This is a genomic window from Gordonibacter pamelaeae (genome assembly GCF_003340385.1).
In the GTDB taxonomy this organism is placed as follows: domain Bacteria; phylum Actinomycetota; class Coriobacteriia; order Coriobacteriales; family Eggerthellaceae; genus Gordonibacter; species Gordonibacter pamelaeae.
In genome coordinates this window covers 146,657-163,385 of sequence record NZ_PPTS01000005.1, presented here as the reverse complement: position 1 = coordinate 163,385, position 16,729 = coordinate 146,657, and the positions used below count along the sequence as shown (strand labels likewise).

Below are 16,729 nucleotides of genomic sequence, written 5' to 3'. Positions count from 1 at the left end.
GCAATGGGAGCAAAAGGATTGCTCGTCGATTACGAGTGGTGCTCGGGCTGCCACACCTGCGAGGTGGCCTGCCAGCTTGAGCATGGCTACCCGAGCGACCAGTGGGGCATCAAGGTGCACGAGGTGGGCCCGTGGGAATACACCCCGAAGACGTGGCAGTACAGCTATCTGCCCGCCCCCACCGACCAGTGCGACCTGTGCGCCGACCGCGTTGCGAAGGGTCATGAGCCCACCTGCGTGAAGCATTGCCAGGCACAGGTTCTGAAGTACGGGGACCTCGAGGACCTGGCGAAGGAACTTGCCCGCAAGCCGAAGCAGACCCTGTTCTCCTGCGAGGCAGAGGACTAGACCAACGATGCTCGTGCCGGCGCCCGACACGAGGGGAAACGACCGCCAGGCGCCGGCACCATCAAGAAAGGGGACACAATGAGTAAGAAAAACCGGGCGTGGATTCCCGTGTGGGCCATCATCATAGCCAGCGTGCTCATAGCGTTCGAGTACGGCAAGGTGCCGCCCGCCGCCCCGAACATGATGGAGGTGCTCGGCATCTCCTACACCACCCAGGGCCTCATGATGACGATGTTCTCCATCGCGGCCGTCGTGATGGCGCTGTTCGGCGGCGCGCTCATGGACCGCTTCGGCGCGCGCAAGGTGGTGAGCATCGCCCTGCTCGTCTCCATCGTGGGCAACATCGCAGGCCTGTTCTGGACCAGCGACGCGGGCATCCTGGTAACGCGTGCACTCGAGGGCTGCGGGTACGGCGCGGCCATGACCGCCGGGCCGGGCATCATCGCCATGTGGTACGAGCCGAAGAAGCGCGGCCTCGCCAACGGCGTGTGGGGCGCGAACGTCGGCTTCGCCATGATGATCGTGACGCTTTCCGCCACCCCCATCATGGAGAACGGCAACTGGACCGGCATGTGGGTGTTCGGCCTCGTCGGCGCCGTGCTGGCATTCCTGCTGGTGATCGTCTGCGTGAAGGCTCCCGCCGAATCCGAGCGCAAGGACCTGGAAGAATCCGCCGGCGCCAAGGAGAATCCCGAGAAGCACGGGGTCCTGTGGGGCTACCTGGCGCCGCTGTCCCTCCTAAGCGCTGTCATGTTCTTCCTCGTGGGCGGTGCGACCGACGCGTTCAACGCCTTCACCATCCCGTTCCTGAACGTGGAGAACGGCTGGACCGAGGGCGCGGCGAACCTGTGCGCGACCATCGCGGCCGCCGGCATGCTGGTTGGCGGCACGGCCATGGGCCTCGTCCTCGCGCGGACGAAGGACAAGGGCCTGCTGCTGTTCATTGACATGCTGGTGTGCGCCATCGGCCTCTTCCTGTGGTTCAACCTGGACATCGGCGTGGTGGGAACGTACGTCATCGCCTTCGTCCTCGGGTGCTTCCTCGGGGCAGCCCCGACCGTCTTCTTCGCGATGGCCCCCGAGGTCGCGCGCTCGCCGAAGACGGTGGGCGCCGCGACCGCCGTCGTGGTGCTCGGGCAGAACGGCGGCACGCTGGCGGTGCCTGCCATCGTCGGCATGATCCTCGACAGCGCCGGCTACGGGGCGGCGGCGATGGCCATGGGCGGGCTGTCCCTTGCGGCGTGCGTCATCTGCCTCCTCGTGTTCCGCCGCATCTACAATAAGAGCATCCGCAGCACGCGCGAATAGCGACAGGCCGCATACGCACGTTAAAACGGCGGGCATCGGTTTCGGCCGGCGCCCGCCTTGATGATTCGAGAGGGGGTACTGTTGTGAGGGAACATTGCTTTCCATGCCGAAACTGCGGGAAATGCCATCCCGCCTACCGCGAGGGGCTGTGCCCTGTGTGCCTGGGCATGAGCAGAAGCGGCGCGAAGACCTGCGAGACGTGCGGCTTCGTCTTCCCCGAACCGCCGGGGACGAAAGGAGGCTTGGGCAGCCTTCGCCGCGCTGCGCACCATGACGAGGTTTAGCCGAGACCACAGGAGAAGACCGTGACTGCTCAAGAGAGGCAACTGCCCCCCGCCAACAAGAACGTCGAGCCGACGGAAGGCGACGCCCGCGACCTGCTCATCGGCAACAGCTCGAGACGCGTGATCTTGGGCATCGTCGCGCTGGCTGCCTACTGGGCCTGGATCTTCTCGATATTCCATGCGAACGTGCTGAACCCGTTCGCCACGGCGGATTTCAGCGCCTACCTCCTGCTCTGCGTGATCGTGGCGGGCGCCTCCGCGCTCAGCATGGTCGTCTTCGCCTTGGCCGGCTGGCACCTGCAGCATGTGGTCGACCGCCTTTGGTTCGGAATCGGCGTCGCGCTGCTGTCGATCCTGGCGGAGGTCCCGGCTTTTCTGGGGCAGATGGGAAGCGAGCTCGGCTTCCTGCAGGCAGGCGTGCTCTTCGCCCTCGGGGGGCTTGCGTCCTCGTTCGTCTATCTGAAGACCGGTCCCTTCTTCGTATGGCTGCGGCGCGCCAAGCTCATGCGCAGCATCGCGCTCGCATTCCTGCTGGCCTCGCTTTTGTATGTTCTTCCGCTGTTCATGGACCCCGTCGTGGGCATTGTCATGATAGCCTCCTTCCCCGTTGCCTCCGTTGCGTGCTCGCATTTGGCAAGCAAGGGCATCGGCCCGAAACGGCTCGAAGATGCCGCGTCCTACCGTGCCTACCTCGAGGCGGTGCTCGACCGGTTCCGGGAATTCGTTCCCACGTTGCCGCGCACCCTCCTGTACACGCTCGTATTCGGCGTGACCTCCTATACCGTGCTCAGCCTTGCCGTGGAGAACGGGCTGGTAGTGGTGATTGCCGCCTCGATCGCCGTATCGTCTTTGGCGTTCGCGGTGTACGTTCTGTCGAAGAAGGTGGAGGCCGACTCCGACCTGTACCGCATGCTCCTGCTTCCGCTCATCGCCTTGGCGGTGCTGCCGTTTCCCTACGTGCCGGAGATGCTGAAGGTCTTCTTCCTAGCACTGATCATCTTCGGGTTCACCTGCTACGATGCCATCACCTGGGGCGATCTGGCCGACGAGATAAGCGACCGCCAGCTGCCGGTGTACGCATCCTACGCACCGCCCACCATCGGCAACTTCGCGGGTATCTTCATCGGGTGGTCGGTCGGGGCGCTGCTGTACGCCGGGCTGGGAAAGGCGGGGTTTGACACCGGGTACGCCATCTTCTCCATCGTCATCGTGATCGCCCTGGTCATGCTGCTGGTGTGGGACCTCGTGAAAAGCCGCAAGGAGGAGTCCGGCGAGCCGCAGGCGGACGCGTTCTTGGACAAGTGGAAGGCGGCGTGCGCCGAGATTGCGGAGGCGTACGAGCTGACCAACCAGGAGACGCGGATACACACGATGCTGGCGCGCGGGCGAAACCAGCACTACATCGCGGAAGAGCTGGTCATCTCGCCGCACACCATCAAGACCCACACCTACCACATTTACAAGAAGCTGGACGTGCATTCGCAGCAGGAATTGATCGACATGGTGGAGGCCAAGCTGTAGGTGAGACGGGGGGAATCCCCCGTCTCACCGTTGCCAGTCGGTGGAGCCTATCTCGGCCAGCGAGAACGCATGGCCGTCGTAGCCGATGCGCGTGACGCTGGCGTTGGGGATCTTCGCCGGGTCGTTCACGCGCGCAGGGTCCAGCAGGTACACCAGCGTGCGCACCACGAACGAGTGCGTGACCACGAGCGCGTTGCCGCCGCCGGCCAAGCGCACGGCCTCGCCCGCCTCGGCGAAGAAGCCGGAGAGACGCCGCTCGATGGCATCGAAGCGCTCGGCACGCCCCGACGTATCGGCACGCGCGAGCACGTCGGCCACCTCGGGCAGGCGGCGGTTGTGCTCCTCGAAGCCCAATTCCGCGCCGAACCCGCGGGCAAGCGCCGCCCGCAGCTGGTCGCCCGGCTCTCCCTCCAAATCGCCGTAGCACCACTCGCGCAGGCGCGGGTCGTGCGCCAGGGGAAACGGCGTCTCGGCGCAGAGCAGGGTATGCAGCGCACCGTACTCGATGGCCGAAGAGGGGCCGTTCGGCACGCAGGTGGGCGGGAAGGTCTCGGGAGGCGCGTACGCCTCGCCACGTTGCGCGGCCCGCGCCCCCAGCAGCGCGTCGAGCGTCTGCACGGCCCGACCGCTGTCGCTGGAGAACGCGGCGGCGAAGTCGACGTCGGCCAAACCGCGGCCGAGCGCCTCGGCGGCGCGCACGCCCTCGTCCGTGAGCGGCGTGTCGCACCAGCCCTGCACCTTGCCCATGACGTTGAACAGCGTCTGGCCGTGGCGCACCACGTAGAATGTCACGGGCGCCCCTTCTGCACCGAAGCGGGCAGCAGGAAGCAGGCTGCCGTCCTGCACCGTCATGGCAGCTTGCACACGTCGACCCACGTGCAGGGCTCGGCGCAGCGCTCGAGCTCGTCGGGCGAGAGGCGCACGGCGCTCGCCGCGCTGCCGGCCGCCGGGTACACCGTGTCGAAGCGGCGCAGCGACTCGTCCAGGAACACGTCCACGCCCTCGTTCACGGCGAACGGGCACACCCCGCCCACGCCGTGGCCGATGAGCGGCTCGGCCTCGTCGGCGGCGAGCATCTTAGCCTTGCATCCGAACTGCGCCTTGAACTTGGGGTTGTCGATGCGGGCGTCGCCGGCCGCCACCACGAGCGCCACCCGGTCACCCACGTGGAACGACAGCATCTTGGCAATGCGCGCCGGCTCGCAGCCCACGGCAGCCGCCGCCAGCTCCACCGTTGCGCTAGACGTGTCGAACTCCAGCACGCGGCCGTCCATGCCGCGCTCGCGCAGGTAGGCCTTCACCTTGTCGATGGCCATCGCTACTCCCCTTCGTACTTCGCCAGAAACGCGCGGGTGCGCTGGTGCTGCGGGCGGTTGATGACCTGCTCGGCGGGGCCCTCCTCCACGATCACGCCGCCGTCCATGAACACGATGTGGTCGGCCACGTCGCGCGCGAAGCTCATCTCGTGCGTCACGATCACCATGGTCATGTGCTCGGCGGCCAAGTCTCGGATGACCTTGAGCACGTCCTTCGTGAGCTCCGGGTCGAGCGCGCTCGTGGGCTCGTCGAAGAACAGCACGTCGGGGTCGAGCGCGAGCGCGCGGGCGATGGCCACGCGCTGCTGCATGCCGCCCGACAGCTCGCAGGGCACCTTGTCCTCCGTGCCCGCCAGCCCCATCTTCGCCAGCAGGGCGCGCGCATGTTCCATGACCTCGTCCTTCGGGCGCTTCTGCACGTGCAGCGGCGCGTCGGTCACGTTCTTCAGCACCGTGTAGTGCGGGAACAGGTTGAAGTTCTGGAACACCAGGCCGAAGCGCGTCTTGGCCTCCTTGAGCGCGGCCTTGCCCGCGTAGACGGCGCGGCCGGCCGCATCCTCCTCGGCCACCACCAGGTCGCCGTATGCCAGGCGCCCGCCGTCCAGCGTCTCCAGCAGCGTGCAGCAGCGCAGAAGGGTGGACTTGCCGCCCCCCGACGGCCCGATCACGGCCACGACCTCGCCCCGGCGCACCGAGAGCGAGATATCCTTCAGCACCGGCGTGCCGCCGAAGCTCTTCCTCGCGTGCTCCAAGAGCACGAGCGGCTGTTCGCTTGTCACAACTTCCAGCTCCTTCCAGGTCCACCAAAGTCAGCGAGGGTTTCCGCAGCGTCGGCCCGATCAGCCCTTCGTCAGAGCGGCGAAACCATCAGTCATGGTAGTAGTTCAGCTTCTTCTCGATGCGCGTGAGCACGATCTCCACAATGAAGTTGAACACCCAGTAGATCACGCCGGCGATCACATAGGGAAGCATGCTCACCTGCGAGGCGGCGATGGCCTTCGCCTGGCTGAACATCTCCATGATGCCGAGCACGAACGCGAGCGACGTGTCCTTCACCAGCGTGATGATCTCGTTGCTCATGGCGGGCAGGATGCGCTTGACCACCTGGGGAAGCACGATCTTCATGAACGTCTGGAGCTTCGAGTAGCCCAGCACCTCGGCCGCCTCGTACTGCCCGCGCGGGATGGACTGGATGCCGCCGCGGTAGATCTCGCCGAAGTAGGCCGCGTAGTTGATGATGAAGCCGATGGAGCACGCCCAGTACTTCCAGTCGCCCCCCATGTTGAGACCTAACAGGTAGTAAGGTCCGAACATGAGCGCCATGAGCTGCAGCATGAGCGGCGTTCCCCGCATGACCGAGATATAGAAGCGCGTGACGAGCGCTATGGGCTTGAAGCGGCTCATGCGACCGAACGCCACCAGCACCCCAAGCGGCAGCGAGCCGACAAGGGTGACGAGGAAGATCTGCACGGTGAAAGCCAATCCCGAGAGCAAGAGTTCCATCATCGTCGCGAATTCCATGTCCGGCCTTTCTCAATCATCACAGGTCCATCAAAGTCAGCGAGAAGCGCTGACGTGCCCCGGATTGCCCCGTTTCGCAGCCGAGCGTGCTTGTGCACGTGAGGGCAAGCGAAAAAGGGGCAAGCGGGGTGCGTCAGCGCTTCGCAGCGTCGAGCAGTCTCGGCGGCCGGCAGGCCGCCGGAACGCTACAGAACCCAGTTGTCGTAGGTGATGCCCTGATCCTCGTACTTCGCGCAGAGCTCCTTGACGAAGCCCTCCTCGTCGAGCTGCTTGAGGGCGTCGGTCACCTGCTTGGCGAGCTCCGTGTCGCCCTTCTTGAAGCCCACGGCGTAGTTCTCGGGAGCGAGCACGCCCAGCTTCACGTAGGCGTCGGGCTTGGCAGCCATCTGGAAGCTCGCGATGGACAGGTCGCACGCCACGGCGTCCACCATGCCGGACTCGAGCTGCATGAAGGCGTTGTTGTAGTCGCCGATGGTCTGCAGTTCCTTGAACGTGGCGGCAAGCGCGGCCTGGCCGCCCTCCTCCGCGTTGTCGTTCTCGAGCACATGGAGCGCCGCCGAGTCAACCTGCGTGAGCACCGTCTTGCCGGCGAGGTCCTCGAGGTTCTTGGCGCCGCTGTCCTTCTTCACGACCACCACCTGCTCGTTGTACATATACGGCTCGGAGAACGTGTAGTCGTCCTCTCGGTTTTCCATGGTGAAGCCGTTCCAAATGCAATTGATGGTGCCGCTGCCGATGAGCGCGTCCTTCGCATCCCAATCGATGGGCTCCAGCTTCAGCTCCCAGCCCATCTTCTCGCACACGGCCTTGGCAAGCTCCAGGTCGAAGCCCGTGAACTGGCCGTCATCGCCCACGTAGCCGTAGGGCGGGTAGCCCTGGTCGAAGCCCACCGTGAGCGTGAACGGGGCGTCGCCCGCCTTGCCCTCGTCGCTCTTCTGCGCGTCGCCGCCGCCCGAGCAGCCGGCCAGCATGACGGCCGCCAGTGCGAGCGTCGCCGCAGCAACGACGATGCCCTTGAGTTTCTTCTTCATAGGTCCGTTCCTCCCATGTCCCTGCGGCCCGACGCCCGCCTCCCCTGGCTGCGCGCCCCTCGACCGCTTTTCTACTTTACTGCGCTAAAGCGTTGCTGGCAGTATAACACAGCTCCCGGGAAGGGGAAGAGCCCGAACACGGGAATGCACGGGAATACGCCGCACCCGCCCGGCGGGCGGCAGGCGTGTGCTACTTCCGCACGCCGGAGACGGTTTGGTCGACGATGCTGTCCATGACGTCGGCGGTGAGCATGCCGGCCGCGTAGCCGAACACGTACCCGTCCTTGTCGATCATGAACGTGGTGGGGAACGAGCTCACGCCGAACGACGAGAACAGCTGGCCCGTGGTGTCCATGAGCACGGGATACGTGATGCCGTACTCGTCGACGAAGGCCTTGACCTCGTCCACGCCCACGTCGCTGTTCTGCGGATGCTCGGGCGTCTTGGGGTTCGCCACGCCCAGCACCACCACCTCGCCCGCGTTTTCCCCGCGGTCGCGGTACAGCGCCTCGATATCGGGTATCTCGCGCTGGCACGGCCCGCACCAGGTGGCGAAGAAGTTCAGGAACACCGTCTTGCCGCGGTAGTCGGACAGCCTGTGCTCCACCCCGTCTTGGTCGGCCAGCACGAGGTCGGCGTTCGGGGCCATCCTCATGCCGTCCTTGGAGGCCGCGCCCGCGTCGGCCGAACCACCCTCGGATGACCCACCGGACGCGCTGCCGGAGCCGGTGCCTTCGCCGCCGGTGCTTCCGGTGCCGTTGTCACCGCTCGCCGCACCGCCCGCGCCCTGGTCGGCCGGCTGCTCCTGCGCGGCCGGAGCAGCACCGAAGCTCGAAAGGTAGCTGGTCACGCCGTTCATCCACCCGGTCGCGGTCATCACGCCCATGACGATGAGCAGCGCGCCGCCCACCTTCACCGTGTACTTCACCACGTTGCCGTGCGTGCGGAAGAACCGCAGCACCTCTCCCGTGAACAGGCCCACCGCCAGAAACGGCAGCACGAACCCGACCGTGTACACGCCCACGAGCGCGAAGCCCGTCGCAGCCGACGCGCTGGACGACGCCATGAGCAGCACGCTGGCCAGCACCGGTCCCACGCACGGCGTCCACGCGAAGCTGAACGTGAAGCCCAGCACAAGCGCCACCAGCGGGTTCATGGCAAAGCGCCCCAGGTTGAACGGCAGACGGCGCTCCGTCTCGATGACGCGCGTCTTGCCGAAGGCTCCCAGCATGTACAGGCCGAACGCCGCCATGATGATGCCGGCCGCCACCGAGAACACGCGCTGGTTGCCTGTGAAGAACTGGCCGAGCGCCGTGAACCCGAAGCCCAGCAGGAAGAACGCGAAGCTCACGCCCACGACGAAGAACAAGGTGTTCACCAGCACCTTCTTGCGCGGGTACGCGATGGTGCCGTCGTCGCCCTCGACACCCGCCCCGCCTGCGAGATAACCCACGTACAGCGGGATGAGCGGAAGCACGCAGGGCGAGAAGAAGCTCAACAGGCCCTGGACGAACACGGTGAGCGCCGGAACGCTCGTCTCAAGCGAGAAACCCATGGTTGCTCCTCATCGGTCGTCGTCGGCGCGGGGCCGAACGCGGGAGGGGATGCGGCGCTACGCGGGCTTTGCCGCGGACACCCCGCCGAAGATGCGGTCGTCGATGGACGCCACCGTCACCTGTTTCAAGCGCTCGCGGCAGCATTCGTCCAGCTCGGCGAATATGCCGTCCATGATGCCGCCCATGCCGGAGGCCACGAGGCACTCCTTGTCGGCATCGCCGCTGTGCCAGCGCGCCTCGACGAAGCGCACGCCCAGCGCCTCGGCGATGGACGCCAGGTCGGTGCCAACCGGGTCGGCCGCGAACCGGTAGCCCCCCTCGTTGCCTTCGCGCGTCTCCACGAGCCCCGCGCGCTTGAGCGGCGCCATGACCTTGCGGACCCGGGCGGCGTTCGTGCACACGTTCTCCGCCAGCGCCTCGCTCGACACGACGCCCTGCTTGTGGTTCAGGAACACCAATGCGTGCACCGCCACGATGAAATCGCTGTTCAAGTTGACTCGCCCGCCTTCGCTCGCACTCGGCGCCTGCGCCGGACTGCTTACCTAACTGTTCACTTTACTTATACAGTATGTTCTGTACAAAGAAAAGGTACAGTTCGCGAAAGGCACGAATAATCCGCCGGCGACCGCGTGCGGCTTACCGCTTCAGGCTCGATAGGATGCCCGGGCGCGCGGGCGGGTTCGGCAGGTAGATCAGCCGGGGCTCGAAGTCGAACAACTCCTCGGTGGCCACGATGGGGCTCACCGTCAGGCAGTCCTTCAGGCAGGCGTCGGCGCACAGGTTGCACTGCACGCAGTCGGCCGCCGAGAACTCCAGGAAGCTGCCCTCGCCCTCCTCGGGCACGAGGTCGCTCTTCTTGAGCGCGCCGGTGGGGCAGAACACCGCGCACATGCCGCACGACGAGCACGCCTCGGCATCCACGTGCACGCTGCCGAACAGGCGCGTGTCTATCTCGGGCGCCACCGACGGTCCCAGGCTGTCCATGGCATCCAGCACATGCATGCGCCGCACGGGATTGAACTGGGGCAGCGTGCCCGCATCGGACATGCGCAGCCTGTCGCGCAGCGACGGCACGTTCGCCATGCCGGTCTTCTTGAAGGCAACCTCCACCGTCTTCCCGGCCGCATCCAGCGCCGTGCCCTTGGCCTGCGAGAAGAAACCGCGGCGCGAGGCGCCCAGCAGGCTGCGCGCGTCCTCCAGCAGCACGTCGTCCGGGAACGCCGAGGCGCGCTCCACGCGGATGGGCGAACCCTGGGCGGCCAGCAGCTGGTTCGCCGAGGCCACCGTGGCGTCGATGCCCGGCACGCACGCACGGAACTTGCAGGTGGCGCAGGTGCCGTCCACCAGCAGGATATCCTCCACGCCGCGGGCCGCCAATTCCAACAGCACGCTCTCCTCCATGCGCGCCAGGCACGGCACTTCCGCGAACTTCGTGGGGTCCCCCTTGCGCTTCGAGGCGATGCGGGCGCACGCGAAAACAGCGCGGCCGCCCGAGGCCACCACGGCGTCGGCCACCGAGGCGGCCAGGTCCTCGTCGAGCGGGGCGAGCGGGATGAGCGCCTCGGTGGGGCACACGGTGGTGCAGGCGCCGCACGCCACGCACCGTTCGTTGTCGAGGGCGAGCACGTTGTCCTTCGCGCCCACGGCATCCGTCGGGCACGCATCGGTGCACTTCCGGCACGAGGAGTGGCGGTTGCGCACCACGGTGCAGCGATCGGGCGCCAGGAACACGGCCTTGCTCTCCAGGGCCTCGGCCACTTCCACGATGTCGATGAGGTTGGGCATGCCTATCCTTCCAGGAACGACTCCTCGAGCGCGTGCAGCTCGTCGGGCGTGTTCGCGTTGATGAAGCAGCCGCCCATGGGCTCCGCCTCCAACACCTTGCTCTGCGGGAACTCCAGCACCTTCACATCGTCGAAGAACGCCTGGGCGCGCTTCTCCCCCCGGTCGAGCGCGCGGCGCACGGCGGGCAGACAGGCCATGCGGCGGTACAGGGCATGGAACGGCTCGTAGCCGTGCTTGTTCACGGGCACCACCACGTCGGCGCCCGACTCGTTCATGGCCAGCGCCTCGGCCACCACGAGCGACCCCGAGGCGAACACCATGTCGCACGCCACCACGGCCACGTAGGGGTTGCGGGCGGCCTGCATGGCCGTGTAGAGGCCGGGCAGCGCGCCGCGGTAGTCGAACGCGTCGCACACGAGCTGGATGCGGTACTGCGGGAACTCGGCGTGAAGAAACGCCAGGTTGTCCGGCTCGTTCGTGGTGATAACCAGGTCGTCGGACACCGGGGCCAAGCGCTCCACGAGGCGGCAGATGAGCGGGCGCCCCGCGAAGGGAACGGTGGCCTTGCTACGCCCCATGCGCCGGCTCTCGCCGCCCGCCTGGATGACCACGGTCACGCGCGGGCGCACGTAGTGCTCCTCCACGAAGTCGGCGAGGCCGGCCACGTCGCACAGGTCGAACGACGGGACGTTGTACAGCTTGGCGGCATGCACGGCCTCGGCGATGTCGGTGACCACGGCCACCGTGTCGGACGTGGGCAGCTTGTTGGAGATGTCCACGTGGTCGGGGTGCTGCGTCTTGAAATGCTCGCCCACCGCCGAAGCATCGGCCGGCACGTCGTCGCCCTCCATGACGCGGCGCAGCGCTTCGCGCGCGTCCTCGTCGTCCGCGGGCGGCACCGTGCCGCGCGAGAACTGCGTGAAGTCGGTGCCCAGCGGCCAGCCGCGGCGGGCCCCCTCCGCGAACACGTCGGCCACGCGGGTGTCGGCCTCGTTGCCCGAGCGCATGATCTCAACGGTGGGAAGCCCGCTCTTGCGGTAGCCCTCCACGATGACGATGTCGTGCCCGTGCATGCTGCGCACGATGTCGGAGCACTCCACCTCGCCCTCCACCGTCTTGATGCGCGCCATCTGCCCTGGTGCGGCGATCACCGTCTCGCTCGCGCCGGCGGCGCGGTGGCGGTACGAGTCCTTGCCGGGATAGTCGATGTCGAAGCCCACGTGGCTGTGGTGCTTCACGCTGCCCACGTCATAGCCGCGCGCGACCAGCTCGGCTATGAGCTGCTCGATAAGCGTCGTCTTGCCCGAGTTGTGGCGACCCACGATGGCGAGGGCCGGGCTGGGGATGTTCACCATGGTCATTGCACCCGTCCTTTCGGCGCATAAGTATAGCATGGCAGGGCACCCGTCCCGGTGCTCCCCTCCTTCCTTTCGGCGCCCTTTCCGCAGCGCGCGCCGAGTCGTTACCAGGGGCTCCCTCGCATCCAACCGCAAGGCGTTCTTTCGCCGAAAAAATGTGTTGTGATTTTGTGAAGGAGGGTGGTATACTGAGTCCTGCATTTACAGAGGCTTTGTTGCTTCGGTAAAGATAGGGGTTCTGTTTTTTGGAGGGGGCAGAACCCTTCGTCTTTTCTTGGGTGCGAAGAGGCCGTCGTGCGAAAGCGCGGCGGCCTCTTGCCCTATCAGGGCGGCCTGCGCCCTCGGCGCCTGCCTTCGTCCTCCCCCGCCTACAGCGGCCGACGCGCCTCGATGGCGCGGCCGAGCGTCACCTCGTCGGCGAACTCCAGGTCGCCGCCCACGGGCAGGCCGCTGGCGGGACGCGTCACGTTCACGCCGAGCGGCTTGATGAGGCGCGCCAGGTAGGCGGCCGTGGTCTCGCCCTCCACGTTGGGGTTGGTGGCCAGCACCACTTCGGTCACCTCGCCCGATGCCAGGCGCTTCATGAGCTCGGCGATGCGCAGGTTGTCCGGGCCGATGCCCTCCATGGGCGACAGGGCGCCGCCCAGCACATGGTAAAGGCCCGAGAACACAGCCGTGCGCTCGATGGGCGGAATGTCGCGCGGCTCGCTGACCACGCAGATGATGCCCGGGTCGCGCCGGGACGACCGGCATATCTCGCACAGGTCGTCCTCGGCGTAGTTGAAGCACTGCCGGCAGAAGTGCACCTGGTCCTTCACTTCCGCGATGGCCTCGGACAGGCGCAGCGCCGTGGCCTTGTCGGTGTTGAGTATCCAGTAGGCGATGCGCTGCGCCGACTTCGGGCCGATGCCGGGCAGGCGCTCCAGCTCGTCGAGGAGCTTCTGGATGGACGGCGCTGCGTACATGGCTGCTGCCCGCGCCTACATCAGGCCGGGGATGTTCATGCCGCCGGTCACGGAGTTCAGGCGCTGGGCGCTCACGTCGGACATGCCGCGCAGGGCCTCGTTCACCGCCGCCAGCACCATGTCCTGGAGCAGGTCCACGTCCTCGGGGTCCACGGCCTCCGGGTCGATGACGATGCTCTTGATGGCCATGTCGCCCGTGGCCACCACCTTCACCATGCCGCCGCCGGCCGTGGCCTCGTACTCCATGTCCTTGATCTCGTCCTGGGCCTTCGCCAGCTCGGCCTGCATCTTCTGGGCCTGCTTCATCATGGCGCCCATGTTGCCCATGCCGCCGCCTCCGGGGAACCCGCCTCGTTTCGCCATCGTGGTCTCCTGTCTGCTCTCTGCTCGTAGCTTGTCGTTTATCGGATGCCGCCTGCTTGCCGCGGCGTTGCTTCGCGCGCTATTCTCTCACTTCTTCGACGATCACGCCATCGCCGAATCCCGCCGCCAAGATGGCCTCCAGCTCGCCGGGCGACTGCACGGGAGCCGTCAGGTCCACGGAAGGCGAGGTGCGCGCATCGGGCTCCGGCGGCAGGTCCGGGCGCGACGCGGGCGTCGGGGCGGCGTCGGGCGCGGGCGCGGTGACCGGCCGGGGCGCCCGCTCGGCCGAGCGGGCGGCAGCGGTCGTCCCGCTGCCGGACGGCCGGGCGGCCGAGGGCGCGGCGGCGCCGTAATCGTCGTAGGGGACCGCCTCGTCCTCGTACGGGGGGAAGTCGTAGGCATCGAGGGGCGTCGGATCGGGCTCCGGGGCCGCGAACGAAGTCGATGCGGCGGGCCGGGAGGCCGCAGGAGCCGCAGCGGCGTTCGCGAGCGCGGCGGCTGCCGGGTTCGGGGCCGCGGCCTGAGCGGGTGCCGACGCGGCGGGCCGGGAGGCCGCGGCTTCGGGCGACGCCGCCACGGGCGCCGGGGAGGCGGCCGAAGCCGCCGACGGCGTTGCGACGGAAACCGAGGGCGCGGCAGCCCCTGCACCGTCGGGCCCTTGGGTGTACGTGAACGGCAGCGCCGCGCCGCACGCCTGCGTGAGCGCCGTCAGGACGGCGTCCTGCACGTCGGGCTTTTGCACGGCCTTGAAGGCGAACGAGTTCTCGGCGGGGAACTCGATGACGAGGAGGCCCTTGTCGGCCCGGTAGAGGGCCTTCGTGTTCAGGAACAGCACGCCGTACGCCGCCTTGTTCTTCTTGAGCGTGGACAGCGTTGCCTGCCAGATGCGCTGGAGCGCCGCCGGGTTCTGCAAGCTCGCGGCGAGCTCTGCAGACGGCGCGGAGCTTGCCGCGGCGGAGGGTTGCGCGGACGCGACGGGCGCGGGCGCGCCCTGCACCGCCTGGGCGGGCGCCTGCGCGCCTACGGCGGAGGACGGCTCCTGCGTGTGCGAGCCCGCAGCCACTTGCGCAACCGGGGGCTCCCCGCTTACGCGCGCGCGCTCGGGTTGCCCTGCTCGGGCGTTTTCCTGCGCGCCGAGAGAGGGGGCAGCGCCTTGCGCGGCAGCGGGAGAGCCCCCCTGCTGCACGTCGGCGCCCACCGGCCCCTGCCCGCTCGCAGGCATCGCCGCCTGGGCGCTTGCAGGCGCCGCCGCCTGGGCGTCAGCAGCCGAGACCGCGCGCGCATCTGCGAACGACGCCGCCTGCATGTTAGCCGGGGACGCAGCCTGCTGGCCCGCCGCAGCGGACACCACGTGCGCAACGGCCGAATGGCCGCCCTCCAGCGCCTCGACGCGCTCGGCAAGGGCCTCGAGCGTCAGGTCGGAATCCGGGCGCACCATGCGCGTCAGCGCGATCTCGAACGACAGGCGCGGGTTCGTGGACGTCTTGAGCTCGGCCGAGAGGTCGCCCAGCACGCCGAGAAGCCGCGAAAGGCGGTCGGGGCCGAACCACTGCATCTCGTGGGCCAGCTCGCGGCGCGTGGCGTCGCTCACCTCGAGCGCCACGTCGGCACCCGCCAGCGTCAGCACGTACATGTTGCGCACGTGCTCGGCCAGGTCGCGCACGAACTGCGCCAAGTCGGCGCCCGTCTCCACGTAGTCGGCCGTCCAGCGGAAGCAGGCGGCCACGTCGCGCGTGCCGACGGCGCGCACGATCTCGGCCACGTCGCTCGTGTCTACGCCGCCCAGCATGCGCTCGGCCACTTCCAGCGTGACCTTCCCCTCGCCGAACGCGATGAGCTGCTCGAGCGAGGTGAGCGCGTTGCGCATGCCGCCTTCGGCGCGGTGCGCGATCAGGTCGAGCGCCTCGCCCTCGAACTCCACGTCCTCCGCCACGCAGATGGCCCCGAGGCGCGTCACGATGGACTCCGACGAGATGCGGCGGAAGTCGAAGCGCTGGCAGCGCGAGTGGATGGTCTCGGGCACCTTCTGCGGGTCGGTGGTGGCCAGGATGAACACCACGTGGCTCGGCGGCTCCTCGAGCGTTTTCAGCAGCGCGTTGAACGCCGCCGTGGACAGCATGTGGACCTCGTCGATGATGTATATCTTGTAGCGCCCGCGCGTGGGGGCGAACTGCACGCGCCCGATGATCTCCTCGCGCACGTTCTCCACGCCGGTGCGGCTCGCGGCGTCCAGCTCGTAGACGTCCGGGTGCTCGCCGTTGGCTATCATCACGCAGTCGTCGCACGTGCCGTCGGGCTCGGGCGTGGGGCCGTGATCGCACAGAAGCGCCTTCGCCAGCAGGCGCGCCGTGGTGGTCTTGCCCGTGCCGCGCGGGCCCGTGAACAGGTAGGCATGGCTCACCTTGTCCTGCTCGATGGCGTTCTTGATGGTGCGCTCGATGTGCTCCTGGCCGACGACGTCCTCGAAGATCTGCGGCCGGTATTTGCGGTAAAGTGCCTCTGCCATCGCGTATGCTCGCTTCCCTGCTACTCCGTCTCGGATTCCGCCTTCGCATGCGCGCCGCGCGGCGAGCGCGCGCCCGTCGCCGCCGGGGCCGCATGCTTGCCGGCAACCGCCTCCTCGGCCGGGGCCGCGTGCGCGGCGCGCAGCTCCCGCTCCTCGGCCACGTCGGCATCGATCTCGGCCTGGACCTGCGTGCGCCCGTCGCCCGCCTTCTTCTTGCGGGAGCCCAGGGCGGCCTTAACCGCTCCGATGATGGCCGGCGCCACCGACACCGCCACGATGCCCAGGACGATGACCTCGAAGTGCTCCTGCACGACCGGAATGCCGCCGAAGAAGTACCCCACCAGCACGAACAGGCTCACCCATGACACGCCGCCGATGACGTTGAACAGCGTGAACTTCGCGAAGTTCATGTGGCCGGTTCCGGCGATGAACGGGGCGAACGTGCGGAAGAACGGCATGAAGCGCGTGATGACGATGGTCAGGCCGCCGTACTTCGCGAAGAAGTGGTCGAGCTTGGCCATGCGCTCGGGCGTGAGCGCCTTCACCTTGCCGGAGTCGATGATGCGCGTGCCGAAGAACCGCGCGATCCAGTAGTTCGACGTATTGCCCAGGATGGCCGCGACGTAGAACACGACGAGCGTGGCCCAGACGTTCAAGCCCCCGCCGTCGGCCGAGAACACGCCGGCCGCGAACAGCAGCGAGTCGCCCGGCAGGAACGGGAAGAACACGAGCCCCGTCTCCACGAACACGATGAGGAACAGCGGCGAGTACACCCACACCGGCCCCAGCGCGATGATCCAGCCTGCAATGGCCCCGCGCGGATCGCTGAGCAGGTCGACGAAGAAATTGATGATGTCCATGTACGCC

The 16,729-nt window shown here is 67.5% G+C and carries 16 protein-coding genes; 3 read left to right on the top strand and 13 right to left on the bottom strand.

Annotated features, from left to right (window positions below):
- Positions 1-3: 3 nt before the first annotated feature.
- The 3 genes from C1877_RS09240 to C1877_RS09230 all read left to right on the top strand — a co-directional run bounded on the left by C1877_RS09240 (position 4) and on the right by C1877_RS09230 (position 3,461).
- Entirely contained in the window at positions 4-348 is a 345-nt protein-coding gene (locus C1877_RS09240) for a 4Fe-4S dicluster domain-containing protein (RefSeq protein WP_114569010.1), read from the top strand.
- 78 nt (positions 349-426) lie between these two features.
- A complete protein-coding gene (locus tag C1877_RS09235; RefSeq protein WP_041239002.1) occupies positions 427-1,656 on the top strand; it encodes an MFS transporter in 1,230 nt (409 codons plus the stop codon).
- Positions 1,657-1,961: 305 nt separating this feature from the next.
- Positions 1,962-3,461, top strand: coding sequence for a helix-turn-helix transcriptional regulator (locus C1877_RS09230; RefSeq protein ID WP_114569009.1), 1,500 nt, complete (start codon positions 1,962-1,964; stop codon positions 3,459-3,461).
- A 24-nt stretch (positions 3,462-3,485) separates the two neighbouring features.
- Here C1877_RS09230 and C1877_RS09225 read toward each other — a convergent pair whose 3' ends face one another.
- The 13 genes from C1877_RS09225 to C1877_RS09165 form a co-directional block, all read right to left on the bottom strand.
- Positions 3,486-4,253: a histidine phosphatase family protein gene (locus tag C1877_RS09225; protein ID WP_227155536.1), complete on the bottom strand. Its 768-nt coding sequence runs from the start codon at positions 4,251-4,253 to the stop codon at positions 3,486-3,488.
- Positions 4,254-4,309: 56 nt separating this feature from the next.
- Positions 4,310-4,777, bottom strand: a complete 468-nt coding sequence (locus tag C1877_RS09220; RefSeq protein WP_114569007.1) for a YbaK/EbsC family protein — start codon at positions 4,775-4,777, stop codon at positions 4,310-4,312.
- Positions 4,778-4,779: 2 nt separating this feature from the next.
- Positions 4,780-5,556, bottom strand: a complete 777-nt coding sequence (locus C1877_RS09215; RefSeq protein ID WP_041239008.1) for an amino acid ABC transporter ATP-binding protein — start codon at positions 5,554-5,556, stop codon at positions 4,780-4,782.
- A gap of 88 nt (positions 5,557-5,644) precedes the next feature.
- Positions 5,645-6,298: an amino acid ABC transporter permease gene (locus C1877_RS09210; RefSeq protein ID WP_015538985.1), complete on the bottom strand. Its 654-nt coding sequence runs from the start codon at positions 6,296-6,298 to the stop codon at positions 5,645-5,647.
- A 185-nt stretch (positions 6,299-6,483) separates the two neighbouring features.
- Positions 6,484-7,329 carry a transporter substrate-binding domain-containing protein gene (locus C1877_RS09205; RefSeq protein ID WP_015538986.1) on the bottom strand — a complete coding sequence of 282 codons (846 nt, stop codon included), beginning with the start codon at positions 7,327-7,329 and terminating at the stop codon, positions 6,484-6,486.
- Positions 7,330-7,519: 190 nt separating this feature from the next.
- Positions 7,520-8,884, bottom strand: a complete 1,365-nt coding sequence (locus tag C1877_RS09200) for a redoxin family protein (protein ID WP_015538987.1) — start codon at positions 8,882-8,884, stop codon at positions 7,520-7,522.
- Between the two features lie 57 nt (positions 8,885-8,941).
- Complete coding sequence (locus C1877_RS09195; RefSeq protein ID WP_114569006.1) at positions 8,942-9,376, bottom strand: RrF2 family transcriptional regulator; 435 nt, start codon at positions 9,374-9,376, stop codon at positions 8,942-8,944.
- A 145-nt stretch (positions 9,377-9,521) separates the two neighbouring features.
- Complete coding sequence (locus tag C1877_RS09190) at positions 9,522-10,670, bottom strand: 4Fe-4S binding protein (RefSeq protein ID WP_015538988.1); 1,149 nt, start codon at positions 10,668-10,670, stop codon at positions 9,522-9,524.
- A 2-nt stretch (positions 10,671-10,672) separates the two neighbouring features.
- Positions 10,673-12,031, bottom strand: a complete 1,359-nt coding sequence (gene mobB / locus C1877_RS09185) for a molybdopterin-guanine dinucleotide biosynthesis protein B (protein WP_227155538.1) — start codon at positions 12,029-12,031, stop codon at positions 10,673-10,675.
- Positions 12,032-12,396: 365 nt separating this feature from the next.
- On the bottom strand, positions 12,397-12,993 hold the full coding sequence (gene recR / locus C1877_RS09180) for a recombination mediator RecR (protein WP_114569005.1): 597 nt from the start codon (positions 12,991-12,993) through the stop codon (positions 12,397-12,399).
- 15 nt (positions 12,994-13,008) lie between these two features.
- Complete coding sequence (locus C1877_RS09175) at positions 13,009-13,356, bottom strand: YbaB/EbfC family nucleoid-associated protein (RefSeq protein ID WP_015538989.1); 348 nt, start codon at positions 13,354-13,356, stop codon at positions 13,009-13,011.
- Between the two features lie 79 nt (positions 13,357-13,435).
- Positions 13,436-15,862 carry a DNA polymerase III subunit gamma/tau gene (gene dnaX / locus C1877_RS09170; protein WP_114569004.1) on the bottom strand — a complete coding sequence of 809 codons (2,427 nt, stop codon included), beginning with the start codon at positions 15,860-15,862 and terminating at the stop codon, positions 13,436-13,438.
- A gap of 20 nt (positions 15,863-15,882) precedes the next feature.
- Positions 15,883-16,722, bottom strand: a complete 840-nt coding sequence (locus C1877_RS09165) for a VTT domain-containing protein (RefSeq protein WP_114569003.1) — start codon at positions 16,720-16,722, stop codon at positions 15,883-15,885.
- Positions 16,723-16,729 lie beyond the last annotated feature (7 nt).

Bases quoted from the DNA above. Each gene is read 5' to 3' on its own strand.
- C1877_RS09165 (WP_114569003.1), bottom strand. From the start codon at position 16,722: ATGGACATCATCAATTTCTTCGTCGACCTGCTCAGCGATCCGCGCGGG.
- C1877_RS09210 (WP_015538985.1), bottom strand. From the start codon at position 6,298: ATGGAATTCGCGACGATGATGGAACTCTTGCTCTCGGGATTGGCTTTC.
- mobB (WP_227155538.1), bottom strand. From the start codon at position 12,031: ATGACCATGGTGAACATCCCCAGCCCGGCCCTCGCCATCGTGGGTCGC.
- recR (WP_114569005.1), bottom strand. From the start codon at position 12,993: ATGTACGCAGCGCCGTCCATCCAGAAGCTCCTCGACGAGCTGGAGCGC.
- C1877_RS09175 (WP_015538989.1), bottom strand. From the start codon at position 13,356: ATGGCGAAACGAGGCGGGTTCCCCGGAGGCGGCGGCATGGGCAACATG.
- C1877_RS09235 (WP_041239002.1), top strand. From the start codon at position 427: ATGAGTAAGAAAAACCGGGCGTGGATTCCCGTGTGGGCCATCATCATA.
- C1877_RS09220 (WP_114569007.1), bottom strand. From the start codon at position 4,777: ATGGCCATCGACAAGGTGAAGGCCTACCTGCGCGAGCGCGGCATGGAC.
- dnaX (WP_114569004.1), bottom strand. From the start codon at position 15,862: ATGGCAGAGGCACTTTACCGCAAATACCGGCCGCAGATCTTCGAGGAC.
- C1877_RS09240 (WP_114569010.1), top strand. From the start codon at position 4: ATGGGAGCAAAAGGATTGCTCGTCGATTACGAGTGGTGCTCGGGCTGC.
- C1877_RS09205 (WP_015538986.1), bottom strand. From the start codon at position 7,329: ATGAAGAAGAAACTCAAGGGCATCGTCGTTGCTGCGGCGACGCTCGCA.
- C1877_RS09200 (WP_015538987.1), bottom strand. From the start codon at position 8,884: ATGGGTTTCTCGCTTGAGACGAGCGTTCCGGCGCTCACCGTGTTCGTC.
- C1877_RS09190 (WP_015538988.1), bottom strand. From the start codon at position 10,670: ATGCCCAACCTCATCGACATCGTGGAAGTGGCCGAGGCCCTGGAGAGC.